25 protein-coding genes and 2 pseudogenes are annotated in these 24,414 nt (G+C 51.8%); 21 read left to right on the forward strand and 6 right to left on the reverse strand.

What is annotated here, in order from left to right; translation table 11 throughout:
* Positions 1 to 17: 17 nt before the first annotated feature.
* A protein-coding gene (locus F8561_RS16990) for an IS1 family transposase (RefSeq protein WP_226778077.1) occupies positions 18 to 715 on the reverse strand; the annotation gives its coding sequence in 2 pieces (ribosomal slippage) (positions 18 to 466 and positions 466 to 715; 699 coding nt in all).
* Positions 716 to 1,036: 321 nt separating this feature from the next.
* Here F8561_RS16990 and silE point away from each other — a divergent pair.
* Positions 1,037 to 1,468 carry a silver-binding protein SilE gene (gene silE / locus F8561_RS16995; RefSeq protein ID WP_000790483.1) on the forward strand — a complete coding sequence of 144 codons (432 nt, stop codon included), beginning with the start codon at positions 1,037 to 1,039 and terminating at the stop codon, positions 1,466 to 1,468.
* 143 nt (positions 1,469 to 1,611) lie between these two features.
* Complete coding sequence (locus tag F8561_RS17000; protein ID WP_000694953.1) at positions 1,612 to 1,962, forward strand: DUF305 domain-containing protein; 351 nt, start codon at positions 1,612 to 1,614, stop codon at positions 1,960 to 1,962.
* Between the two features lie 387 nt (positions 1,963 to 2,349).
* On the opposite strand, the gene F8561_RS17005 is transcribed toward F8561_RS17000, so the two are convergent.
* Positions 2,350 to 3,258 (reverse strand): HNH endonuclease, encoded by a 909-nt coding sequence (locus tag F8561_RS17005; RefSeq protein ID WP_001372261.1) that lies wholly within the window; start codon positions 3,256 to 3,258, stop codon positions 2,350 to 2,352.
* Between the two features lie 636 nt (positions 3,259 to 3,894).
* Between F8561_RS17005 and F8561_RS17010 the strand changes: the two genes are divergently transcribed.
* Positions 3,895 to 4,869, forward strand: coding sequence for a sensor domain-containing diguanylate cyclase (locus F8561_RS17010; RefSeq protein ID WP_023327686.1), 975 nt, complete (start codon positions 3,895 to 3,897; stop codon positions 4,867 to 4,869).
* A gap of 631 nt (positions 4,870 to 5,500) precedes the next feature.
* On the opposite strand, the gene F8561_RS17015 is transcribed toward F8561_RS17010, so the two are convergent.
* A complete protein-coding gene (locus tag F8561_RS17015) occupies positions 5,501 to 7,711 on the reverse strand; it encodes an AAA family ATPase (protein WP_023327687.1) in 2,211 nt (736 codons plus the stop codon).
* Between the two features lie 605 nt (positions 7,712 to 8,316).
* Here F8561_RS17015 and F8561_RS17020 point away from each other — a divergent pair.
* The 4 genes and pseudogenes from F8561_RS17020 to F8561_RS17035 form a co-directional block, all read left to right on the forward strand.
* Positions 8,317 to 8,607 carry a hypothetical protein gene (locus F8561_RS17020; RefSeq protein ID WP_013087126.1) on the forward strand — a complete coding sequence of 97 codons (291 nt, stop codon included), beginning with the start codon at positions 8,317 to 8,319 and terminating at the stop codon, positions 8,605 to 8,607.
* A gap of 130 nt (positions 8,608 to 8,737) precedes the next feature.
* Entirely contained in the window at positions 8,738 to 9,268 is a 531-nt protein-coding gene (locus tag F8561_RS17025; protein ID WP_013087127.1) for a hypothetical protein, read from the forward strand.
* An 18-nt stretch (positions 9,269 to 9,286) separates the two neighbouring features.
* Positions 9,287 to 10,063 (forward strand): site-specific integrase, encoded by a 777-nt coding sequence (locus tag F8561_RS17030; protein WP_023327688.1) that lies wholly within the window; start codon positions 9,287 to 9,289, stop codon positions 10,061 to 10,063.
* Between the two features lie 201 nt (positions 10,064 to 10,264).
* Positions 10,265 to 10,522 (forward strand): annotated as a pseudogene (locus F8561_RS17035) (site-specific integrase); the annotation flags it as partial.
* Between the two features lie 243 nt (positions 10,523 to 10,765).
* On the opposite strand, the gene F8561_RS17040 reads toward F8561_RS17035, so the two are convergent.
* The gene (locus F8561_RS17040) at positions 10,766 to 11,776 is read right to left on the reverse strand and encodes a RepB family plasmid replication initiator protein (RefSeq protein WP_015572055.1); all 1,011 of its coding nucleotides are present in this window, start codon (positions 11,774 to 11,776) and stop codon (positions 10,766 to 10,768) included.
* A 740-nt stretch (positions 11,777 to 12,516) separates the two neighbouring features.
* Here F8561_RS17040 and sopA point away from each other — a divergent pair.
* Both sopA and F8561_RS17050 read left to right on the forward strand, forming a co-directional pair.
* Entirely contained in the window at positions 12,517 to 13,683 is a 1,167-nt protein-coding gene (sopA, locus tag F8561_RS17045) for a plasmid-partitioning protein SopA (RefSeq protein ID WP_023327689.1), read from the forward strand.
* Entirely contained in the window at positions 13,683 to 14,648 is a 966-nt protein-coding gene (locus F8561_RS17050; RefSeq protein ID WP_151887721.1) for a ParB/RepB/Spo0J family plasmid partition protein, read from the forward strand. The genes sopA and F8561_RS17050 overlap by 1 nt, the downstream gene beginning before the upstream one ends.
* Positions 14,649 to 15,297: 649 nt before the next feature.
* Here the strand turns inward: F8561_RS17050 and F8561_RS17055 are convergent.
* Both F8561_RS17055 and umuD read right to left on the reverse strand, forming a co-directional pair.
* On the reverse strand, positions 15,298 to 16,569 hold the full coding sequence (locus tag F8561_RS17055; protein WP_013087135.1) for a Y-family DNA polymerase: 1,272 nt from the start codon (positions 16,567 to 16,569) through the stop codon (positions 15,298 to 15,300).
* On the reverse strand, positions 16,569 to 17,000 hold the full coding sequence (gene umuD / locus F8561_RS17060) for a translesion error-prone DNA polymerase V autoproteolytic subunit (RefSeq protein WP_013087136.1): 432 nt from the start codon (positions 16,998 to 17,000) through the stop codon (positions 16,569 to 16,571). Before umuD ends, F8561_RS17055 begins: the two co-directional genes overlap by 1 nt.
* A gap of 231 nt (positions 17,001 to 17,231) precedes the next feature.
* Here umuD and parM point away from each other — a divergent pair, with 231 nt between their 5' ends.
* The 12 genes and pseudogenes from parM to F8561_RS24235 all read left to right on the forward strand — a co-directional run bounded on the left by parM (position 17,232) and on the right by F8561_RS24235 (position 23,942).
* The gene (gene parM / locus F8561_RS17065) at positions 17,232 to 18,203 is read left to right on the forward strand and encodes a plasmid segregation protein ParM domain-containing protein (RefSeq protein WP_023327692.1); all 972 of its coding nucleotides are present in this window, start codon (positions 17,232 to 17,234) and stop codon (positions 18,201 to 18,203) included.
* A gap of 2 nt (positions 18,204 to 18,205) precedes the next feature.
* Positions 18,206 to 18,868: a plasmid partitioning/stability family protein gene (locus F8561_RS17070; protein ID WP_023327693.1), complete on the forward strand. Its 663-nt coding sequence runs from the start codon at positions 18,206 to 18,208 to the stop codon at positions 18,866 to 18,868.
* Between the two features lie 2 nt (positions 18,869 to 18,870).
* Positions 18,871 to 19,134 carry a hypothetical protein gene (locus tag F8561_RS17075; RefSeq protein ID WP_013087139.1) on the forward strand — a complete coding sequence of 88 codons (264 nt, stop codon included), beginning with the start codon at positions 18,871 to 18,873 and terminating at the stop codon, positions 19,132 to 19,134.
* Positions 19,135 to 19,162: 28 nt separating this feature from the next.
* Positions 19,163 to 19,366: a hypothetical protein gene (locus F8561_RS17080; protein ID WP_013087140.1), complete on the forward strand. Its 204-nt coding sequence runs from the start codon at positions 19,163 to 19,165 to the stop codon at positions 19,364 to 19,366.
* Between the two features lie 374 nt (positions 19,367 to 19,740).
* On the forward strand, positions 19,741 to 20,208 hold the full coding sequence (locus tag F8561_RS17090; RefSeq protein ID WP_023327694.1) for a hypothetical protein: 468 nt from the start codon (positions 19,741 to 19,743) through the stop codon (positions 20,206 to 20,208).
* Between the two features lie 522 nt (positions 20,209 to 20,730).
* The gene (locus F8561_RS17095) at positions 20,731 to 21,423 is read left to right on the forward strand and encodes a DNA methylase (protein ID WP_023327695.1); all 693 of its coding nucleotides are present in this window, start codon (positions 20,731 to 20,733) and stop codon (positions 21,421 to 21,423) included.
* On the forward strand, positions 21,420 to 21,641 hold the full coding sequence (locus F8561_RS17100; protein WP_013087144.1) for a hypothetical protein: 222 nt from the start codon (positions 21,420 to 21,422) through the stop codon (positions 21,639 to 21,641). Before F8561_RS17095 ends, F8561_RS17100 begins: the two co-directional genes overlap by 4 nt.
* A gap of 55 nt (positions 21,642 to 21,696) precedes the next feature.
* Positions 21,697 to 22,119: a DUF1380 family protein gene (locus F8561_RS17105; protein ID WP_023327696.1), complete on the forward strand. Its 423-nt coding sequence runs from the start codon at positions 21,697 to 21,699 to the stop codon at positions 22,117 to 22,119.
* A gap of 356 nt (positions 22,120 to 22,475) precedes the next feature.
* Positions 22,476 to 22,904, forward strand: coding sequence for an antirestriction protein (locus F8561_RS17110; protein ID WP_049015840.1), 429 nt, complete (start codon positions 22,476 to 22,478; stop codon positions 22,902 to 22,904).
* A 42-nt stretch (positions 22,905 to 22,946) separates the two neighbouring features.
* The gene (locus F8561_RS17115) at positions 22,947 to 23,357 is read left to right on the forward strand and encodes a DUF1380 family protein (RefSeq protein WP_023327697.1); all 411 of its coding nucleotides are present in this window, start codon (positions 22,947 to 22,949) and stop codon (positions 23,355 to 23,357) included.
* 50 nt (positions 23,358 to 23,407) lie between these two features.
* A pseudogene (locus F8561_RS24230) lies at positions 23,408 to 23,542 on the forward strand (hypothetical protein); the annotation flags it as partial.
* A 250-nt stretch (positions 23,543 to 23,792) separates the two neighbouring features.
* The gene (locus tag F8561_RS24235; RefSeq protein ID WP_192938266.1) at positions 23,793 to 23,942 is read left to right on the forward strand and encodes a hypothetical protein; all 150 of its coding nucleotides are present in this window, start codon (positions 23,793 to 23,795) and stop codon (positions 23,940 to 23,942) included.
* The last annotated feature ends 472 nt before the right edge of the window (positions 23,943 to 24,414 follow it).

The following is a 24,414-nucleotide window of genomic DNA, read 5'->3' on the forward strand; positions in this document are numbered from 1 at the left end:
CCGGTAATGACTCCAACTTACTGATAGTGTTTTATGTTCAGATAATGCCCGATGACTTTGTCATGCAGCTCCACCGATTTTGAGAACGACAGTGACTTCCTGCCCAGCCTTGCCAGATGCTGCCTCAGATTCAGGTTATGCCGCTCAATGCGCTGCGTATATCGCTTGCTGATAACGTGCAGTTCTCCCTTCAGGCGTGATTCATACAGCGGCCAGCCATCCGTCATCCATACCACGACCTCAAAGGCCGACAGCAGGCTCAGAAGACGCTCCAGCGTGGCCAACGTGCGTTCACCGAATACGTGCGCCACAACCGTCCTCCGTATCCTGTCATACGCGTAAAACAACCAGCGCTGGCGTGATTTAGCGCCGACGTAACCCCACTGTTCGTCCATTTCCGCGCAAACAATGACGTCACTGCCCGGTTGTATGCGTGAGTTTACCGACTGCGGCCTGAGTTTTTTAAGTGTCGTAAAATCGTGTTGAGGCCAACGCCCATAATGCGTGCACTGGCGCGACATCCGACGCCATTCATGGCCATATCAATAATTTTCTGGTGTGTACCGGGCTGAGAGGCGGTGTAAGTGAACTGTAGCTGCCATGTTTGACGGCAGTGAGAGCAGAGATAGCGCTGATGTCCGGCAGAACTTTTACCGTTACGCACCACGCCTTCAGTAGCTGAGCAGGAGGGACAACTGATGGAGATGGAAGCCACGGGAGCACCTCAAAAACACCATCATACACTAAATCAGTAAGTTGGCACCATTACCGGAAACCCAATGCTGAAAATAAAGATGTAAATGACAAAGATGTCATTAGCCTGTCATGCAGCAAACAGAAGCCATTCGATATAATTAGTGCAACTTATCAGGAAGGCTGGATTGCTTCATCAATACCCGGCGTCAGAGTACGCCAGGAAATGAATATCCAGCCCTCTTCCGGAGAAATAAACGCTGCCGAACTTGTTTCAGTTATGGAACTGAAAACACCGGTTGTACTTCCCCGGACATCACTAATTCAGAAATGGAGAGTTATCATGAAAAATATCGTATTAGCATCTTTGCTGGGCTTTGGTTTAATTTCATCGGCCTGGGCCACTGAAACCGTGAATATCCATGATCGCGTCAACAATGCACAGGCTCCTGCTCACCAGATGCAGTCTGCTGCGGCTCCTGTCGGGATCCAGGGGACTGCTCCTCGTATGACCGGTATGGACCAGCATGAACAGGCCATTATTGCTCATGAAACCATGACGAACGGCTCGGCGGATGCGCACCAGAAAATGGTGGAAAGTCATCAGAAGATGATGGGAAATAACACGGTATCCACGACCGTCCCGTCAACGTCTTACGCGGCGATGAATGAGCATGAAAGAGCAGCGGTTGCCCATGAATTCATGAATAACGGGCAATCCGGCCCACATCAGGCCATGGCCGAAGCGCACCGCCGCATGATCAATGCAGGCTGAATGCGACGGTAGTATCCGTGCTGTTACCTTTTCCCTGATAGATTTTCCTGAAACAACGTTGCTACATTTTTGCCCCCCGTCAGGGGGCTTTTTTGTCTGACTCAGCTACACTTAACCGGTACCTGTCTGAAAGGAATTATTATATGAAAATCAAAAACACCCTTTTTGTAATATTAATGTTATCCCTGCCAGCCATTTCTGCTGAACATTCGGAAATGAAAATGTCAGATATGCACTCATCGGCATCATCACAGGAATATATGGCTGGCATGAAAAATATGCATGAAAAAATGATGGCCGCCGTTAATGAATCCAATCCCGATAAGGCCTTTGCAAAAGGTATGATCGCACACCATGAAGGGGCAATCGCAATGGCTGAGACCGAGCTCAAATACGGAAAAGATCCCGAAATGAGAAAGCTTGCGCAGGACATCATTAAAGCTCAAAAAGGTGAAATTGAGCAGATGAATAAATGGCTTGACAGTCATAAATAATGAACACTGGAGTGTTGTCTTGCGCACCCTCTTAGGGTACCCCCGGACACGAAAATATATAGCACTTAACTAATTAATAACCCTAATAATTTCGGGTTTTTAATGTAACTTTCTTTTCTGAACGGAAATAATAGTCATACAATTTAATTTTCTTGTAATTACTCCTACTTTTAATCAGGTACTGGACGATGGATAACGACTCCCGCCTGAGAGGGAAAATCCGTCTGGTTACCTGGCGCTATACTTAACCGATTGATCGACATGCCATGCTGGTAAAATATTAAAATTCTCCCCCATAAATCTGAACCACATGACAGGATTGATAGTCAGGCAGTATTTCACATTCATTGCTAAAAAAATAAAAATAAGCATGCATCTTCTCGAAGATTAATTACCTTCCATCTTGTAAAAAAGAATCAAATCCTCTAATAATATCTCGATTCCCGCTTTTTTTAATACATCTTTCCGCTCGGCATATATTTTCCTCAACATATCTTCAAACCCCTTGCCAAGATGAATTTGTTTATGGCAGTTGCAACATAGTGATATGATATTCTCTTCCACATCCAGTGAATTCTCAAAATAGTCTTGCTTTGACATCGGGACAATGTGATGAGGTTCTGTGTAATTTAGAGGAGAGTTTCGCCTTCTGAACGTTGGATGGTCGCAATTAATTTCACATTTATAATCAGCTTTGTTAAGCGCATTTTTTGAAACAGATTTACTTCTTGGGTATGAGAGTCCATTTTTGACTTCTATTGCAGCTTTCTTAGGTTTCGCTTTTTCGCTATACTCAAATGTCTGAGTAACGTCAAAGTGATTACTTTCTTCTAGAGCAGTGATCAAATCATTATCTGAGTAAAAATCAATGCTTGAGCTTTCGTTCGTACTAAAAAAATCTAGTTCTTTTATTGCCTGAACAAGTTCTTCACGGATAGTCCATAAATTTCGCTTTGGGTTTCCTTTAATTTCTCTACTTTTCATGACTGTAATGAATTTTGTCCCGGAAGCAATCTTTCCGACTCCTTTAACCTCGAATCGGCCAAGCTGCTTCTGAACTCTTCCACCCAACCCATTGATTACACCATTAGCACTCATACTGTGCAGGTCGTACTTCTTGCCGATATCGAAACATGTACAGGAATGGTCTGGCTCAATGAACCATTTTTTTAACGCTGCAATACTTTTGTCATCAAAAACTTTTTTATCCCTTAATAAAATCTTCCATTCTTCAACGCTAATATCTATATCACAGACGTATTCACCATCAATTACTTCACATATTTTTTCAATCATGTCCATAACTCTCTTGTAACACAGGCTTTGTAATAATGTAAAATCCGTTACACGGCGTTGTATGTAATGTCATTGTCTCTTGGACTCCTACAGTCCAAAACAACTTTGTGTTTTGTTGTCCAAAAACTTTTTGTTGCCGTGAGTTCTCACTGAGATAAATCTCGCCTTGAGCGTATCACATCAGCAGACTTCCTCTCAACCTTATGGACTTAACCCGGTCATTCTTCACGACAAAGAAAGTACGGCATTTTACATGACGAAGAGACGGTCTCAGCTTCACATGACCGGATAACGTTTTTAATGTACTTCATTATTACGGCACGGGTGTTCAACGAGTATTTTTAAATATTAATCATTTTGTTTAACGGGTGGATACCTACAAATTTTAACATTTACTAATCAAGATAGCAGTTGTACGTACTTTCCCGGCAAAAATCCTGAGGTTTACAGATTCCCTCACCGTAACAGACCCGGTCATTCCCCTGGTCCTCCGGAGAGTCTAGTACGAGTGATAAACGTGAATTCCTGTACCTGAAGTTCAGCCGCTGGCAGATAAGTCGTGAACTATAATTACACTCAGTCAGATCCAAACACCTTTTCATCTGCATATATACTTTGTACATACCAGGAGATTACATGCAGGCACCCGGTATACCGGAGAATGAAGAACAGAGGCTGAAGTCCCTGTATATTACCGGCCTTCTTGATACCCGTGACGATGAGCGTTTTGAACGCCTGACGCGGCTGGCCCGCAAAGCCTTTCAGGTCCCGGTGGCCCTGATAAGCCTGCTGGATCGCGAGCGCCAGTGGCTCCTCGCCTGCCAGGGCGTCGGCGTGCGCGAAACCCCGCGTAACATCTCGTTCTGCGGGCATGCCATTCTGCAGGAGGGGCCCTTCATTGTTCACGACGCAGCTGCTGATGAGCGGTTCCGTGACAATCCCCTGGTCACCGGTGAGCCCCACATCCGGTTCTACGCCGGCCAGCCGGTGAACCTGCCCGACGGCACGGTGGCCGGCACGCTGTGCCTGATCCACACCGTTCCCCGCGCCTTCACGGATGATGACATTGCGTCCCTCCGGGATCTGGCCTGTATCGTGGAAGACGAATTCGAGGCCATCAGCATGGCCATGACGGACAGCCTGACGGGCATTCCCAACCGGCGCGGGTTTTACCGCGCCGGCGAAAAACTCTTCCGCGCGATGAACCGGCAGGATGCGTCGTTCAGCCTCATCTATTTCGATCTGGACAGGTTCAAACCGGTGAACGATCTCTGGGGACACGCAGAGGGAGACGAGGTGCTGAAGGTTTTTGCCGGCTTTTTACATCAGCACCTCGAACCGGGCGAAATAGCAGGCCGCCTCGGCGGGGATGAGTTTGCCGCCCTGATCCGGCGAAACGGGAACACGAGTTCTTTTCTGCAAGCGCTGAGTGCCAGTTTGGATCATTACAATGACACCTCGGGTAAGCCCTACAACATCAATTATTCCTTTGGCGAACTGATCAATAACGCAGACCAGTACGCGACGCTGGCGGAAATGATCGGCAAATGTGACGAAGTGATGTACCTGAAGAAAAAACGAAAGACCCTCTCCCGGAAAGCAGAACCGTGACGCTTTCCTTCCCGGCTGATCCCCTGCCCCGGGGTTCAGCCGGACGGCAGGAACAATATATTTAACCTCATGGCGCATAAAGTCATTTATATTTGCTCATGGAGCAATAATCCTCTCATCGCAACAATTACTCGTTTTTTGTGTCCATGCTGCAATAATTCCTCTCTTCCTCTCCCGAGATCTGAAAAATAGGCAAAGTCGGAAATATCACGCTCGGCTGCCTGGAGGGAACTTGAATGCGGGACGGCCGTTAACAGCATGAGCAGTGACTTTCATTAGGTTTGGTTATTCAAAGCTGGATGCACATCGCAGTTAGCTCCCGGACAGAATGGGAGCCCTGATTTTCCCTTTTTCAAATGTGGAAATGATTTACGTCAAACCGGAACGGGGCTTATAATCAGCTGTCGTCACCTCGGGTGTTCCCCTCTGCGCTTTTTACCGCCTGTAAATGGTTACAGGGACTTCCGGCAGTAGCCGGACTGTAAAAGGAAACCCGCCATGAAACCGAAAATTGTACCCGTTGTACGGTATACACGTTTTCGTTTCGGGCGCGTAGAGCATGTGCGTAATCACATGCGCTCGCTCCCGACGCGTTAAGTGAACGGTACCCGCAGGTGACGATACTCTTTGTTTACGCCTCTGTTTCCGGCCGTTCTTCGGATTCACCCATCATGGCAAGATAGTGTTCATGGTCATCAGTGTGAATAAACACTTTCCTGAACATGTTCAGATAGCGTTCCTTATCGATGACGCCGGTTGAGAAAAGATTTCTACCGTCCGAATGCGAGTGGCGGTTGATGGCCCGGTAAAATGAATCATATTCTCCGGCATCGCTGTGTTCCGTTGCCAGAGACTCCAGGGCTTCTTTAAGCTTTTCATTCTTGCAGGAAAAGCTGAAATAATACTCCAGAATATTCCTCATCGTATTGAACAGCACCACGGGCTGGGTTTTCGCATCCCTGACGTCTTTCAGTGTCTGCCATAACGCCTGATATTCATTGAGCATTTCGTGCATGGAAAGCGTTTCGCAGGAACTGTAATCCGACTTGATGATGCGAAACAGCGACCAGTTTGCTGGCGCTTTCCTGCCATCCTGCAGGCGGCCGCTGTTCAGCAGCATCTCCTGGAAGAAAAACATATTATGCGTCAGTATCACCACATGTCTCGCTGCAGCGGCCTTAATTATCTTCCGCTTAATGAGTGCTGCAACTTCATAGATATAGTTATGTGACAGGCTGGAAATCGGGTCATCAATCACAATGAGTTTATTTTCCGGATGGATGGTTTCCGGGGTAAGACTGCCCGAACACGATTCGATGAAATAGAGAAAAGCAACCATTGTTTTCTCACCCTCACTGAGGGATTTGAAGACTTCCGCCTTTTCTGGCTCGCTTCCCCGGCGAAGACGGTACAGTTTCATCTCTGCATCATGGCAGATGATTTCAAAGCCGGTGATCCCCAGCAGCCTGAGATTCGCATTGATACTGTTAATGGTTGGCTGGATGTCGGAGAGCTGTCCGGTCAGCCTGTTCGTCTCATCATCCAGTGTTTTCTTACTGGCAGCCAGGGCGCCGACTTCACGCAATCTGGTGTCGATTTCGTTCTGCAGTTCGCCAAGCTGCCGGTCACGCCCGGCAAAGAACTCCTCACAAATTCCCCTGAGGTGCGCCATAACTTCCGTATACAGGTTCTGTTTTTCCTGACTGAAGTTTTCAGCAAGACGGTTGTTTTCCCGTACCCGGATATTTAAAACGTCCACTTCCTTCCGGAGCTGCACCAGGGGATCCTGAACGTTCTCGGGTTGTACCTTCCGGGAAGGCTCTTTAATTTTAGTAAGGAGCTGCTGTAACAGGATCCGGAAGCCTTTATTGACCGTTTTCACCAGGCTTAAAATCTGACTGTCCTCATCAACGAAAGCATGGGTCGTAACACGGCGTTCTAATTCGGCCAGGGCATCACAGTCCTGAGCAAGTCGTTCTGCGGCCTGGCTCAGCGCCCCGAGAGACGTCTGGTATGACTCATCAAACATCTGAATGAGTTCGCGCGAAAAGGCCGTGACATCCAGGGACTGCTGGCAGAATGGGCAGATATCGTCGTGTATATACTGCTGTCCCTGGCGCACCCAGTCAGCATTACCGATCTTCTGAATGAGAGCAGAGAATTGCGTACTGCTTGCAGGCATCACGGGTTCCTGCATCAGTGTCAGGGTGTCTTCCGTTAAAACAGTTGTCGGGGGAATATGAATTTCGGCGACAAGCGTTCCTTCGCTCTGACTTAACATCCGCCATTTATCCGCCAGCGCCTCAGCCGTGGTGCTAACCTCCGACAGCGGTGTTGCCACCATACGTTCGTAAAACGATCGTTTAATTTTAGCGCCATCCAGGAAATCGCTGAGGATTTTCCTGTCATTGACTGTCCGGTTGAAAATATCTTTGGCACAGCTGTCAGTGACCGTTTCCTTCATACCTTCCTTCTCGGCGATCTCCTCATTCAGCTTATCTGTCCGGGCACTCAGTTTTGCGCTTTCTTTATTATTACTGTTTATTTTGTCCTGGCTTTCCTGATTGGCCTCGCTGAGGGTGAAGATCCCGGGCTGATAGTCAGAACGGGTGAACTTACTGTCAATGTATTCCTGATTAAAGACCTGAAAGTGGCTGACGTGCGGGCTCTCAAAGGTGCAGTGCCGGTATTTATCCGCCTGCCGGTCATAGAAATAGCCTGATACCGTGGATTTTCCTGAGCCGTTCTGGCCATAGATGAGTGTCACCTTACTGCTGAGATCAAAGCAGATATCCCTGTCAGGCGCGTAGCTTCTGACGCCCCGGATCCTGAGTTGAGCCATTTTTTTCTCCTTGTTGTCCCTGAGTTTGCCCAGTCTTTCCATCGTAGCCCACTTTGCATTCGGGTTATGTCATCCCGATCAGATTTATCTTAACCACTCCTGCGCGCTAAACCTGACATGACAGGACGGGATAGATCGCGGAATTTGTTTTGGTGTATTAATGCAGAACTGGCAACAAAAATAATGTTTTTGTGCGCTTTGGTTATTAATACCTTAATAACAATAATCTCATTACATTATTGCTTAATATGCAGCAGTATCTTTCCTTCGTCTTGAAGATCCGAAAACCCTGAGTTCCGGATCACGGCGATTTTCTGCGCTGATTTGTGAAACGAAAATTAAAAATGTGCTACACTTTAAGTAGTTAGATAACTTTCACCCTCTCCGCATCAGACCGACCTGACGAGTAAATCCTGTTAATCTGTTCATCATCGCTTCCGAAAACTTTGCTATTATGAATTTTTCGGAAGTCAAAAAGAGTGAGATCCGGTAATTGCGGGCGGTGACTGTTATTCTGCTAATCACTGCGGGCGGGCAACGGAATGTTCTGCTGGCGATGATAAATAAATAGAACTAATAGATATTAAATAATAAGGAAGTTGATTATGAATATGAAAATTACACTGAGTGTTTTATTTGAGGCTCTCATAATCCTTGGGCATGACAGAGTCTGGATGGAAGAATCGGAGTTTGAGCACATATACGGATACGGCTGCTACCGTGAGATACACACTTGGGACGATCGCACAGTTGCCTGGTGGGATGATGCTGATGACACATGGTATCTGTCCACAGAAGTCGATGTGATAACTCCTTTCCTTGGCCCTCTCCCAAAGAAAGAAGGAGAGCTCTCCGAGGAAAAATGCTTCCAGTTAATGACTCTTGGTCGCTACTGATAGCCGACAGCAGCATTTAATGAGTGGTCGGCTGGACACCCTCTGGCGGCCACATGTCACTCGATAGTGTAGTCCGGCGGGATTTCTCCCTGAAGATGATCCAGACATTAACGTAAAGGATACAGGAACGATGTGTAAACTGACCGGTTTTATAATGGGGCTGACGATCCTGCTGGGTGTGACTGCACGGGATGCAGGGGCGGCAACGCTCAGTGAAATGCGGATGGTTAATGCCAGTCAGAAACCCGGGATGGTGATTATCTGCAGCCGGACCTCGGAGATTCCGCAGAAAGGTGAATCCCCCGTTCGTATAGAAAGTCTCCTCAGGGGCGTGGTACTGCAGAACGACGGTGATCGCATGATGTTTGACGTGACCTATACACAGCGAAACGCTGAAGAGAGTATTCCTTTTCGTACGGAAAAATACCGGCTGACCACTGAGCTGGAAGCCACCCGCCAGAAAATGGCCATCGATCCTGAGACGATAGAACTATCGCTTCCGCGTGCCCGCGGTCTTGAAGAAACTTTTCTCGCGGGGATGAAAGCAAGCCCGGTTTCGTTTGAAGATTACACCAATTACCGTGTCAAATCTGCTACCGAGTATCTGATCCTGCCGGGTCCGGCATCCCCGGATGCACCGGTGATGCACTGCACACTCTAATGACAATGGTGACATAACATGATGCCAGCACTGCCAGGCCATAGCGGGGCTTTTTCCTCTGCTCAGCTGCCGGTGGCCATCGATTACCCGGCCGCGCTGGCACTGCGCCAGATGGCGCTCGTTCAGGACGAACTGCCGAAATACCTGCTGGCGCCGGAAGTGAGCGCCCTGCTCCACTACGTGCCCGATCTTCACCGTAAGATGCTGCTGACCACCCTGTGGAACACCGGCGCCCGTATTAACGAAGCACTGGCCCTGACCCGGAGTGATTTTTCCCTGGCCCCGCCCTACCCGTTCGTGCAACTGGCAACCCTCAAACAGCGGGTGGAGAAAGCGGCCCGAACGGCCGGCCGTGCTCCGGCCGGCAGCCAGCCTCATCGTAACGTTCCGCTTTCCGATCCGCAGTATGCCCGCCAGCTGGAAATGATGGTGGCCACCCTGAAAATACCGCTGGAACGCCGGAATAAGCGCACCGGCAGAACGGAAAAGGTGCGCATCTGGGAGATCACCGACCGTACCGTTCGCACCTGGCTGGGCGAAGCTGTTAAAGCGGCAGCCGCCGACGGGGTGACGTTCTCCGTGCCGGTGACGCCACACACGTTCCGCCACTCCTACGCCATGCACATGCTGTATGCCGGAATTCCGCTGAAGGTGCTGCAGAGCCTGATGGGGCACAAGTCGATCAGCTCGACGGAAGTCTATACAAAGGTATTTGCTCTCGATGTTGCTGCAAGGCATCGTGTGCAATTTTCAATGGCAGAGGCTGATGCTGTTGCCATGCTGAAAAAAAGATAACTAAATTTGTCAAAATTTACAGACAGTTGTAATGACATCCACTTATTCGATAATAAATTAATCTTGCGTTACGTGAAAACTGATAGGGGTCCAGGCTGTACCAGGCCGGAATTCACGTAACGCACTTTACGTCTTCTTCATTACTTACCTTTTCGTTCCGATCCTGTTCATCCCTGCATTGCCCCCTTTTCTTCATAACGCATTTCACTGTTGCCGAAAGCCCATGGGGTCGACTTTGCGACCGCGGCCGCACTCAGAAGGATGGCCACTTTAACCGGCGCCACCCTGGCGTACCTACTCGTCCCCGAAGTGAGAGCCCTACTCTTCTATATGCCGGATCTTCACCATTAAATGCTGTTCTCTACTTTCTGGAACACGGGAGTGCGGATCAGTGAATCCCGGACGCTGCCCCCGGAATCCTTTGATCTCGGTGGGTTAAGACCCTTTGTGAAAGTACTGGGCTAAGGGCATCCGCCCTGACGAACAATATTGACTAAGTGATGAAAGTAAACATATCGCAGTGAAGATGTTGAGCAGACTGCCCGCTCTTCCACACACCGCAGTCAATATCAATACTCTGGTAGGCCTATCCACATATCGCAGTCAAGGCAAGCAAAACCTAAACGGAATGATGAATCAGTATAAATTGACTGTGGTATGCGCTCTGCATACCACACTCAACAAACTCTAAAACGGCATTCCTCAGTCATTTCCCGGTTTCACGCTGGCGAGCGCTTTTGCTAGTTTCTGAGGATCAATACCTGCAGCCTTCAGGGCTTTAATAACTTCGTCATAGTTCTGCTCAGGTACTTCCTCTTCCGGCTCACGGGGAACAACGACCTTGCTACTGATGAGTTTCGGATTACGGTAATGCACGCTGAAGTAGGTGGCCCGGCCGCGTTTGAATTCGGTGTAATCCAGATAGCCGATATCCTTCAGCTGCGCCATGGCTTTGCGCACCGTGTGGTTCTGCGTGTAGAGGTTAGACGTCAGGTTGAGTCTGTCTCGCATACGCTTCATGGAGATGGGGGCCGGATTCTGTGGCAGACTTTCAATGTAGGTATAGAGTGCCTGTGCGGACTCCTTGCGCTGCAGGGCATCAATGGCTTTCAGACGCAACAGGACCCGCCTGTCCATCTGATAAAGCTCAAAGAGCTTGGGCTCTGCCCTGATCTCCACGACATCGGCAGTGATGTCGTAATAGGCAGACTGAACCAGGTGCGTAGTCCACCCTTTCGTTTCACTCTGAAACTTGAGGGTTACGGATGCCAGCTTGAACAGGGAGTTGCTTATCCTGTCACGCATTTTCTTGTTAGAGCGCCGGGAGTCAAAGCCACACATTTTAACAAACTCAACAAAAGACAGCTTGAGCGTGTCATCCTTAACGCCAAAATCATACATTGAACGGATGATTCCAAGCCAGACTTTGAAGTCCGTATCCATATCGAGGCGCGATCCGGTGATCCTGACATCGGTATACCCTTCACTCCGGGCAATGGACAGCTGTACGAGCTCCTCAGTCGCATCCGTGACGTTTTTGCGGTTCGTCTTACTCCTAGAGGTCGATTTGAGGGTAGGAACGAACAGACCAAGCCTCATGAGCGCAACAGGCTGAACAGTACTGGCGCTGTTGACATCCAGCTTAACAACTTCACCCGTTGTCTTATTGACCTCCTGAAGATTCAGGGGTAACTCATTATTTTCCATAGCCATTTTATTAACCCGCGGTTATCCACAAACGAAAGTATATACGCATATCACAGTCAACGGAAATACATACCCCAGTTAATACAATTGCATACCGCAATAGTTGATCTCGCACACAACAGTCAACATACCACACACCACAGTTAATGAAGATAGTCTCCAGGATCAGGCGTAGCGGGGCGCTAAACGATCCGGGGATCTCTTTTTGATCTCAACATGATCTCCTTAAGGATCAATTACTGGATCGAAATATGGAATAACAGCCAGCATCCAATACATATGGACCACTGACATGACACAATGTGAATCTTGGTACAACAACCCAGTAATACAACACCAGGAAAGGCAATAGTCTTGACTGTGATATGCAGAAAAATGCATGTCATTACTCTTCCCTATTCCTATTCAGCTTCATACCGCAGTCAATAATCTGCATACTATAGTCAATTCCTTACCATTCAGTTCCTTCCAGTGGAGCTTCGTTAGCTTCAGAGCGTCAGCCACACCTTGTTAGTACGGAGTAATTCCGCTTCCTCGACGCATGCGCCTACGCGCGCATACTTTCTGCGGCGAGCGGATGATATTGACTGAAGCATGCGGCAGCCTTTCAGGCGGATGCTGAACTGAACAAGACTATATTTTGATCGGCTTTGCAATATTTAAGACGGTTTGCAACTTTAATGTTGCTTTGCGCCTTTTACCAAGATTTAATAGATTAATGCAAAGATAATAATAAGGAACAAAGAATGGGACTGATGGAAACGCTTGACCAGTGCATTACGGCCGGTCATGAAATGACGAAAGCTATCGCGATTGCACAGTTTAACGATGATAGCCCGGAAGCCAGGAAAATTACCCGTCGCTGGCGTGTGGGTGAGGCCGCCGATCTGATTGGCGTTTCTTCTCAGGCAATCCGTGATGCAGAAAAAGCAGGACGCCTTCCCCATCCTGATATGGAAATGCGTGGACGTGTAGAGCAGCGGGTGGGCTACACCATTGAACAAATCAACCATATGCGGGATGTATTTGGCACCCGTCTGCGCCGTCCTGATGACAGCGTTCCGCCCGTCATCGCGGTGGCAGCACATAAAGGGGGTGTCTATAAGACATCTGTATCTGTACATTTGGCACAGGACCTGGCGCTGAAAGGGCTGCGAGTACTGCTTGTCGAAGGGAACGATCCTCAAGGCACAGCCTCCATGTACCACGGCTGGGTCCCTGATTTGCATATCCATGCCGAAGACACACTGCTGCCTTTTTATCTTGGTGAGCGCGATGATGCAGCCTATGCCGTCAAAGCCACCTGCTGGCCGGGTCTCGACATCATACCTTCATGCCTGGCTCTGCACCGCATTGAGACAGAACTAATGGGAAGGTTTGACAACGGGAAACTGCCGACAGAACCTCATATGATGCTTCGCCTGGCCATCGAAACAGTGGCCCATGATTATGATGTCATTGTTATCGACAGTGCACCGAACCTCGGTATTGGTACCATCAATGTCGTCTGTGCTGCAGATGTACTCATCGTGCCAACGCCAGCAGAGTTATTTGATTACACCTCTGCCCTTCAGTTTTTTGACATGCTGCGCGACCTGTTAAAAAACGTGGACCTGCAGGGTTTTGAACCTGACGTTAGAATTCTTCTGACCAAGTACAGCAATAACAATGGCTCACAGTCACCCTGGATGGAAGAACAGATCCGCGATGCCTGGGGAAGCATGGTACTGAAAAACGTTGTTCGCGAGACCGACGAAGTCGGTAAAGGTCAGATCCGTATGAGAACGGTGTTTGAGCAGGCTATCGATCAGCGCTCATCTACAGGAGCCTGGCGAAATGCGCTGTCTATCTGGGAGCCTGTCTGTAATGAAATTTTTGATCGCCTGATTAAACCTCGCTGGGAGATCAGATAATGAAACGTGCACCAGTCATTCCAAAACATACCGTAAAAGATATCCGCCCCGAAACTGAACCTTCAGCGGTACCCGCTGCACCGATGGTTGATTCATTAATTGCACGGGTTGGAGCCATGGCCCGCGGGAATACCATTCTGCTTCCGGTTTGTGGCCGGGAAGTGAAATTTATTCTGGAAGCGATCCCGGGCGAGAGTGTTGAGACGGCATCAAGAGTCTGGTCAGGTAATGAACGTGACCAGGAACTACTGACCGAAGACGCGCTTGATGATCTGATTCCCTCTTTTATGCTGAGTGGTCAACAGACGCCTGCGTTCGGACGAAGGGTAGAAGGTGTCATTGAAATTGCTGATGGTAGTCGCCGTCGTAAAGCCGCCATACTGACATCATCAGATTATCGTGTTCTCGTCGGGGATCTCGATGACGAACAGATGATGGCTTTATCACGGCTGGGTAATGATTATCGTCCTGTCAGCGCTTATGAACGGGGCAACCGTTATGCACAGCGGTTGGAAAATGATTTTAACGGCAATATCTCTGCTCTGGCTGAAGCTGAGAATATTTCCCGTAAAATCATCACGCGTTGCATCAACACGGCCCATTTGCCAAAATCAGTGGTTGCCCTGTTTACTCATCCTGGTGAACTTTCCGCCCGCTCAGGGGAGACGCTGTACAAAGCATTTTCGGGAAAAGAAGCTTTATTGTTGCAACGGACACAACAGCTTCATGAGCAAAAGAAAGCGGGAGTTATCTTTGAATCCGAGGAAGTTATTGGTTTACTGACGGATGTTCTGAAAGAGCCATCAGGTAAAAAAGTAAACCTTAATACCCGTCATCAATTTGTACCTGGTGCGACAGCCCTATACAAAGGCGATAAGGTGATTTTTAATCTCGATAAATCTCGTTTGCCTGCCGAGTGTATCGAGAAGATAGAAACCATACTGCGCGACTTACAAAAAGTTTAGCCTGTTTAATGATACACGCGAGAGTCTTCATTAATTTCCAATATCCTTAATGCGTTACATGCTGCTTCGGAATATATACATCCGAAGCAGTTATTTTCTGCACTATAGCCCAGTGTTGTAAAAAAGATCTGTTTACTTCTCCCAACCTGATTGTTACCACAATCTAAAGATCCAGTTTTTTCTAGTTTTCCTTAACTAGTTCCGCAGTTCACCCCTCAACCTGCATATCAGAACTCAGACGGTAACCCATCCCGGAATACTGATTTCATACACCAGATTAACTGGGACCACGGTCCCACTTCCTACTTGCGTGTCAGAACTCACCCGTCAAGCCCGCTTGGAATATCGATTCCACACGCCGGATTTAACTGGGACCACGGTCCCACCTCCTACTTGCGTGTCAGAACTCATCCTTCAACCCCGCCTGGAATATCGATTCCACACGCCGGATTTAACTGGGACCATGGTCCCACTCTATTCAGCTGTTTCTATCACAATACAGATTTTGAGATTGTTACTGTGATTCCTGTATTAGGTGCGTAAGAAGATTATGTTCGTTTTGTTCCCTGGTGCTTCCTCGCTCACTCGCGGGCTTCACCCTGTCGTTCGGCTGCGGCGAGCACTACTGGCTCTCTCAGAAAAGCAGAATTTATCTGATCCTCGCAACGGGAATATCTTTCCAGCGGGTGGTGTACGCAGGGGAGAGCATATCGCGTTTCATTTGCCATGATGGCGCTATCCCTCGCCCGGCAAACCAGATCTGTCCCAGACCGGAATGATTAATGCCATCGAGAACCTTCATCAGCTCAGAGCTGTGAGGACGTGGCGGACGTTCGTCGAACAGCTGCAGCTGCGAAACGCCGGAGCCGGTGAAGTCATTCAGCATCACACCGGCTTTGGCATACAGGTGCCCATCCTTCCAGATACGCTCCAGAGCCGTTGTGGCGGCCGCAATAATGTCCCGGGTGTCCTGAGTGGGTGTAAGCAGTTTCTCCGTGGCCACGTTGCCGTAGTAAGGCTCTTTAACGGCGAACGGAGACGTTTTGATGAAAACGGAAATATGCCGGCAGTACTGGCGCTCTTTCCGCAGCTTTTCAGAGGCCCGTTCTGCGTACTGACAGACAGCCTGGCGGAGCGAATCGTACTCCGTGATTTTCTCTCCAAAGCTGCGGCTGCAGACGATCTGCTGTTTCGTCGGTGGTGCTTCCTCAAGCGACATGCAGCTTTCCCCGTTCAGTTCGCGTACTGTTCGCTCGAGAACGACGGAGAAATTTTTGCGTATAAAGGCCGGGTTCGTCAGGGCCAGATCGAGCGCGGTCCTGATACCCAGTACATTAAGTTTGCGTGCAATACGGTTTCCCACGCCCCAGATCTCTTCGACCGGCTGCAGTGAAAGCAGTTTCCGCGTTCGCTGAGGATTCCCCCTGGTCAGGGCGAGCACACCACGAAACTGTTTCCACTCCTTTGAGGCCCACTGGGCAGATTTTGCCAGGGTTTTCGTCGGCCCGGCACCCACGCCGATGGTCAGACGGGTACAGTCATACACGTGCTGGCGCAGCTGCCGGCCGAAGTCCTCCAGGTCCATGCAGTGCTCAACGCCGGTCAGGTCGAGGAACATCTCGTCAATCGAATACTGTTCCACCCTTGGGGCCAGCTCCTCCAGGCAGCTCATCACGCGCGCTGACATCGAGGCATAAAGTTCATAGTTGCTTGAGAACGCGTATATTTTTTCCGGATACGTTTCGTTTTTCATCTGAAACCACGGCATGCCCATTTTGATCCAGGGCTTTGCCTCGGCACTTCTTGCGATAACGCAGCCATCGTTATTACTGAGCACCACAACCGGCTTTCCTTTCAAATCCGGGCGGAAAACACGTTCGCAGCTGGCATAAAAGCTGTTCACATCGGCCAGGGCAAACATCAGTACATCTCCCTCGGGCGGTGGATGATGTGCGTGACGACGCCAAAGATATCCAGATCGTCCGGGTCGGGATAAATCGGCGGCCAGGCGGCGTTCATTGGCTGCAGCGTCAGTCGTGGCGTCAGCAGAAGCCGTTTAACCGTAAACTCCCCCTGCACACTGGCCACAACAATATCGCCGTGCCGGGGCTTCTCTGCACTGTCCACAACCAGCAGATCGCCATTGTAAAGGCTGCCGTCGGACATGCTGTCACCGCTGGCACGGAGATAGTAAGTCGCGCTTGGGTGCCGTATGCAGTAATCATGGAGATCCAGGTCGGACTCGACATAGTCAGCGGCAGGGCTCGGAAAACCGCAGCTGGCCAGGTCTGCAAACAACGGATGGGCCTGTGGCGGGAGTGCTTTCCCGGTGCTGAAAAGCTGCAGTTTCATCTTTCCTCCTGACGTCTAAATATACTGGATATGCATACAGTATATTTAACAGCGTGAGGATAATCCAGATCACCTGCTTCATGAACAGGGTGAGTAACCTAAGTTACTCAAAATGCTATTTAATATCATTATGGGACATTTAAATTACTCATAATGAGAAGTATGGCTTTTATTTTGCCATTTTGCTCTTATAATATGTATCAAATTGAGTTTAATTGACGGAGCATAATGATGAATATTTACTGCGATGATGGTTCAACTAATGTTAAGCTGGCATGGTTTGAAGGAAACGAGCTGCAGACCCGGGTTTCTGCTAACTCCTTCCGGCATGGCTGGAAAGTGGCGGAATTCAGTGCCGCAACGTTCAACTATCAGGTGGGCACGCTGAAATACACCTGGGACAGCGTCAGCCGGGATGCCATCCCGACAACAAACGTGGAATACCAGTACGGTGATCTCAACCTGCTGGCCGTGCATCATGCCCTGCTGAACAGCGGACTTGAGCCGCAGCCGGTGAGCCTGACCGTGACGCTGCCCCTGAGCGAGTATTATGACGGGGACTGCCAGCGGAACGAGGAGAACATCCGACGCAAACGAGAAAACCTGATGCGTGAGCTGGTTCTGAATAAGGGCAGGGCATTTACCGTAACGGACGTGAAGGTGATGCCTGAATCACTGCCGGCGGCGTTCTCCCGTCTCGCGGAGCTGAAGCCCGGACCCGCTGAGACCACCCTGATTATCGATCTCGGCGGAACCACGCTCGATGCCGGCGTGATTGTCGGACAGTTTGATGATATCAGTGCGGTACACGGCAATCCGTCTGTCGGCGTGTCACAGGTCACCCGCGCAGCTGCAGGCGCGCTGCGGGCTGCAGACAGCGAAACCAGCGCGCTTATTGCTGACACGGTCATCCGCAACCGCAATGATCGTCAGTATCTGCAGCGAGTGATCAACGATGCCGGAAAAATTGACGATGTTCTGAACAAAATTACAGAGGCAATCACTTCCCTGGGCGCGCGTGTCACCAGTGAGCTGACGGTCTTCAGGAGCGTTAACCGGGTATTCCTGGTCGGGGGAGGGGCATCCCTCATTGAAGAGGCTATACGTCAGGCCTGGCCTCTGGCTCCTGACCGTATCGAGGTTATCGGCGATCCGCAGCTGGCGCTGGCCAGAGAGATTGCCCTTTACAATAAAGAGGACTAAACGTGCCGGACGGCCAGTATTCTTTCTATCTGCACAGCGACGATCGCACCGACATCACGGCGATGGCGACCATCAGCACCATCTCACAGCCCCTGCGCGGTGACTTCATTCGGACCGCCGCCACCGCCGGGGCGGTGATGTACCAGACGGATGCCCGTTTACCGGCGCTGATCCCGGTGTTCTTTGACGGACATCTGAGTGCCATCCGGCTTTGTGCCGTGATGGCCCTGGTATCCGGCACCTGGTCTTCACTCTCAGGGCTTCCTGATGAGCCTGATGGTGGCGTGGCTGCTCTGGCCATGTCACCGGAGACGGAATACCAGCGCCGGCGTTACACCCTGACGCTTCAGGATGACCGGAGCAGTGAACGGGTTGAGCGTGTGCTGACGGGCGTGTCATCCCGCCTGCGCGGAGAGCTGCTGAGAAACCTGATTATCACCGGTCTGGCCCTGCATACGACCGCACCGGAGCTGCCGCGTCTGCTGGCCAGTATGCCGGTACCGCCCGGCACGGTCAGCGAGCTGCAGGTTCTGGTTCAGCAGATGGCTGGTACGGCTGACGTGAGTATGGCTGCAGTGCCGGAGAACCCAGCGGAGCCTGCCGCACCGGTATCCGCTGAAGCGACCAGCATAAAGAAAAATATGCGCCGGGCATTCGGAGACTAAGCATGTCAGTGATTAAACAAAAAGCAGTGCAGTGCATTCATAACTTTCTGCGCGCCCGGAACGTGCCTGAATCTCAGTGGCCGGAACGGGTCAAAAAGACCGGCAGGGGAATGATACTGGCAGGCGTGGCCGTCGTGGTTCCTGGCGTTCTGGTTGATAACATCTCACTGCCGGTGACAATCGCGATGCAGGTCTGCTATGCCTCACTGATCGGCCTCGGGGTTCTCCTGGCGTTTGACGAGAAAAAACCAGAGGGGCGGGGATGAATATGAACATTAACCTGAAGGAAACAGTATGCAGCTTGAAGAACTGACAGGAGACGAACGTACGCTGGTCGTTGTGGCACTGCAGGCGTTGTTCCGCGAGAGATTATCCGCATCAAATGCCGTCTTTACGGTATGTAGCCTGTCCGGAAAAGAGCAGCCGCCGGAAGATATTTTTGGGCTGCGTGAAGTAGAGGATGCGCTGAGACGTATTGGTGCAGCTCCTGCGCGTTAAATCCGGTCCCGTACACTTCAGAAAAAAACGGCAGGGTGACATCTCATCCCTGCCGTCAAAACTAAACGCTTAATTTTTCGGCGATTATAATGTATTGTTTTGTGATGTAAATCACATTTTAATTTAATGTGAAATTTTTCCTCCGCTTTACATCTCCCGTAAAAAATTACCCGCCGTGCCTTCACGCTAACCCGGCCGCTGCGGTCGCAAGGGTTCACGTTGTCTCCGTCCTCACCCGTTCGCGCCCTGCACGGTGCATTCAGCCCGTGAAGGGCTTGCGCTGCGGCTTCGGCGTCGCCCTGGCGTCCTCCGCTTTACGCCGTGTTTTTGTGGCGGCACGGCGCAAGAGGGTGCCGGATGCTGAGGACACAACCATGTTCAGACTGACCTGTATTGAACTCGATAACGGCGAGTTTGCCGTCTATATCAATCACCATTACCTGGGGAGTGAAGATGCCAGCGGAGAGCGACTTTCTCTGGGGGAGGTTCTGGAGCAGCTCTCCCTGCTGCCGGGCGTGGAATTACAGACCCTGCTGGAACCCGTACCGGAGTGCGATGACTGGTGCTGGAACGACATCGCTGATCGCGTCCTGCCGTCGCGTCCTGCATGTCGTGATGATGTGACGGTGGCAGGGCTCATCGCCAGGCTGAAGCAGTACCCACCGGATGCACTGTGTATGGGGACGTTCTGGCTGGAAGATGATTTTCTGTCCCTCGATGGCAGTCTGTCGGAGGAGGAAATTGCAGAAGCCATGCGTATCTGCGACCACAGCCACGATGCAGGCATCGGTTTTAACTGGGACACGCTGCAGTTCGCTATCGACCACGTGAAGGGGCGCTAAAAAAAAGGACACCTTCCGGGGAGGGGTGTCCTGAAATGTGTCATATTCGTTGTAAGTGAAAACCCATCAGATGTTTTCGGCACAGATAATTGCACAATCGCTGCCTTTTTTCACCTGCCATATATCCGACTCAAAAAAAAGACGTCTCCGGTCGGGGACGTCCTGAAATCAAAGGCACACATGTAAGATAACGGCGCGAATCCATTATCAGTGTGCATTCTGCCATACCTTGTCTGACTCATCAGCTACCAGAACCGGTAACAAAGGTTGTCGGTTCTCTCCGCCTTATTGCCGCCAACCGGCGGCGAGTTCAACGCCGTGCCTTCACGCTAAACCGGCCGCTGCGGTCACAAGGGTTCACGTTGTCTCCGTCCTCACCCGTTCGTACCTTTCACGGTGCATTCAGCCCGTGAAAGGCTTGCGCTGCGGCTTGCGGCGTCGCCCCTGCGCCCTCCGCTTTTCGCCGGGTTTTTGTGGCGGCACGGCGCAAGAGGGTGCCGCATATCAGAGAGGAGTGTGTCTATGTCCCGTTTTATTCTGGGTGACTGCGTGCAGGTGATGTCCCGTTTTCCGGCGCGTGCCGTCGATTTTATTCTTACCGATCCACCGTACCTGGTTGGCTATAAGGACCGTACCGGCCGCACCCTGGCCGGGGACAACTCTGCCGAATGGCTCCAGCCCGCCTGTCATGAAATGTACCGCGTGCTGAAAAATGACAGCCTGATGGTGAGTTTCTATGCCTGGAACCGCGCGGATCTGTTTCTGAATGCGTGGAAAACGGCCGGTTTCCGGGTGGTTGGCCATATCGTCTTTGCCAAGAGCTACGCCTCAAAATCGACGTTCGTGGGTTACACCCATGAGAGTGCCTACCTGCTGGCAAAGGGAAGGCCGCAAACCCCGGACCGTCCCATCCCGGACGTGATCCCCTGGAAATACACGGGCAACCGACATCACCCGACGGAGAAGCCGGTGCAGAGCCTGCGGCCGCTGATTGAATCGCTCACGCGTCCGGGGGCTATTGTCCTTGACCCGTTCGCCGGCAGCGGCTCCACCTGCGTGGCAGCCGCCGAAGCCAGCCGCCGCTATATCGGGATCGAGATGCTTGAGCAGTACCACGCCGCCGGCGTTCGACGTCTGGCACAGGTTGAACGGGCAAGAAGGATGCCGGCGGCCAATGACGGCGCGTTTTACCCCGACTATCCGGAGGCGGCATGAACTACCCGGGCCTTGAACACCTGCGCGCGGACGTGGCCGCGCTCAGCAATGCCATGTGTGACGTGCGGATGCTGCTGAACCGCCTCGAATCGCAGCACCGGCACGACGCGGCAACGCTTACCGAACGTATGGCTGCGCAGACTCTGCGCCGGATCAACACCCTGCTTCTTGAAGCCTACCGCGAAGCCCTGGTGCTGGACGAAACCTTTCAGGACTGACTGACCCTGCCGGGCTGATGCCCGGCCTGTAACCCCTAACAAGAGAGAAAAAACGATGTACGGAACCCGCGAAGAACTTTGTGTACAGCTTGAAAACATGTTCACGTTTGACGAACCCCTGGTCCTGCTGGTCTGGACGGAAGAGGGGATTAGCGTGGCCTGCCGTGAAGCCCAGCCAGAACCGGACGGGACTGAAATCCGGAATCTGATGAAGGCGATCGGCGAAATGAAAATGACGCAATACCGTCAGGAGGGGGTAAATAATCTGACTGTCAGCGATCTCCTGGCCCGTCAGCGCGAAGCGGCAAACCGTCAGGTGAGTGTTCCGGCGGTACTCCTGTCCCGCGTCCTGCGTAACTATGAATGCGAGCTGGAAAACCGGATCGGTATGGCCTGGGAAGCCGGGCGGCAGGAGCCTGAATCCGTCAGGAATGAGCTGAAGGACGTTCACGCATTACAGGAGACGCTGGCCGCGTAAGGGAGAGAGCCGGGGTAACGCCCCGGCAACCGGTGGCCATCCACTGCGAAAAGGATGTCAGTGCCTTCCGCTTTTATCCGCCGCTGCCCTCCGGGCCACGTCGGGACAATGAAACTCCTCTGAAGCTCCGTGCGGTGACGGCATGCGCCGTGACTTCACTGTAGCCCGGCCGCATCGGCCACAAGGGTTCGCTTACGCCTCCGTCCTCACCCGTTCGCACCCTTCACGGTGCATTCAGCCCGTGAAGGCTTTGCGCTGCGGCTTGCGGCGTCGCCCCTGTGTCCTCCGCTTTTCGCCGGTCTGTCGTGTCGTCACGGCGATGCCGGAACCGAGAATATGTTAACCGTGGAGGATCTATGAACCAGACCGTGACCTGTGATGCTGTTCGTCATGAGGGTGCGCAGCGCCTGACTTTCCTGCCTGATTTGTTTGGCGGCGATTTTATGACGTCCGAGGCATCCGTGTACGCCTACGCCCAGCGTTACTGCCCTGAGTATCAGGGGGGATTCTGGCAGTTTTACCGGCTGCCGGAAGGCGGCGGATATATGGCGCCTGACGTGGAGAGCCTGACCCTGTGCAATCCGGACAACTGGTTTGAGCAGACTGTCAGCGGGGAAGTGGCGGGGATCATCCTCACGGCGCTGGTACTGAATCACCGGAGCTGGCACCACAGCAACCATGACCATGAAGAACTGTGCCGCCACTTCTGCCGTCGCTATGAGCAGCTTATGGCATTTGCTGACACCCATCCGGAAAGCGCCACCATCTGGCGTGCCCTTGACTGACTGACCACGGGCGGCGATGCCGCCCGATAAAAGGAGAAAAACATGATTGGTACAGCAAGAGAAATTGCCCTTGAAATGTTCAGACATTCCGACCTCGATGGCGAGAAATACGTTTTCGCCTGCTGGAATCGAAATGACATTCGTTGCGTCTGCCTTGACTGGGATTTAACCGATGAGGAACTGGATGAAGTCCTGCGTCGGCTAAGCTCATGCCTTGAAAGTGGCGCTGATATCGGCCAGATACGGGCGATTGTCGAAACCATGCTCGATGAGCGACGCGAGAAGCGAACCGTGACTATTCCCGCGAAATCGCTGGCCTTAGTCATGCAGCTTGCAGGACGGGAGATGCAACGTATCGCAGTATGCGCGGAGGATGGCGGCGGATCAGCTGAAGAAACCCTGAAAGAAGAAAACGACGTCATGATGCGCCTGCGCGAGGCGCTCGATGCCTGACAGAAAAGCCGGAGGCATTGCCTCCGGAAACAGAACAAAAGGAGAACACCATGCAACTGTCACCGGAAACCCGCAGTATCCTGCGCCAGTATAAAACGCTCATCAACGAGCGACGTCGCGAATCAGGACTCAGCCCCGTAACCACAGCGAAAGTGCTGGATGAGATCTGCGAATCGGCTACCCGCTAGTGCGCCGTCTATCTTTGCGGCCACTTCATTCTCCAGGGCGGTCAGGGGGATGGAAAGTAAATAATCCGGGCGGGGCATAGGCGCCGCCTGTTCGCGCGCGAAAACCCTGTCATCCCTTCGGGCTGACGGTCGGTAAGGTCAGCGCCTGCGGCGCTGCCCCCTCCCGCCCTGATGTAAGCCCGTGGAGATGTACATGAAAGGCATTGTGAGGGCAAATTGTCACTGATACGGTCCTGCGTGGCGTGGCGTGGCGTGGCGTGGCGTGGCGTGGCGTGGCGTGGCGTGGCGTGGCGTGGCGTGGCGTGGCGTGGCGTGGCGTGGCGTGGCGTGGCGTGGCGTGGCGTGGCGTGGCGTGGCGTGGTTGTCGGCTCTGAAACCCGATCAGCAAATCCTCTGAAAAAACCAGAATCCCACTTCTGGCCCCCTTCGGCTCCCGGCCAGCGCTGCTGTCCGGTCGTCGAGCCCCACTCCGCCAGGGCGGCCGCTGCGCATCCGCCGGGCTCCGCCGAACCCCTCCGGGTTTCGGGCCATACGGCTAGGGTCTGATGGCGAAGGTCAAGGGCTGCGGCTTCTCCGGCCGTGCCGTCCGGAACGCCTTCACCGCGCCGGCTGATGCCGTCGCTTTAATGGCGCCACGCCGTTCCGACGTGTCGGGTGTGTGCATCCTGTTCCCCCGGTGAAGCCATCCCCCGTGTGTCCTCACGCGGAGGGCTGCTTGTAGCACCGTCGGGTCGTCATCCAAGGGGTGAAATGCACTCCGCCAAAACTTTTTGCGTGCCGCAAAAACTTTAGTCTCCGCCCCTTTCCTTCCGCCCTTCGCCGTTGCTCCTTTGCCCTTTGCCGCGAGAGAACTCACCAGGGAGATGGAC

Source organism: Enterobacter sp. 198 (assembly GCF_009025585.1).
GTDB lineage: Bacteria > Pseudomonadota > Gammaproteobacteria > Enterobacterales > Enterobacteriaceae > Enterobacter > Enterobacter ludwigii.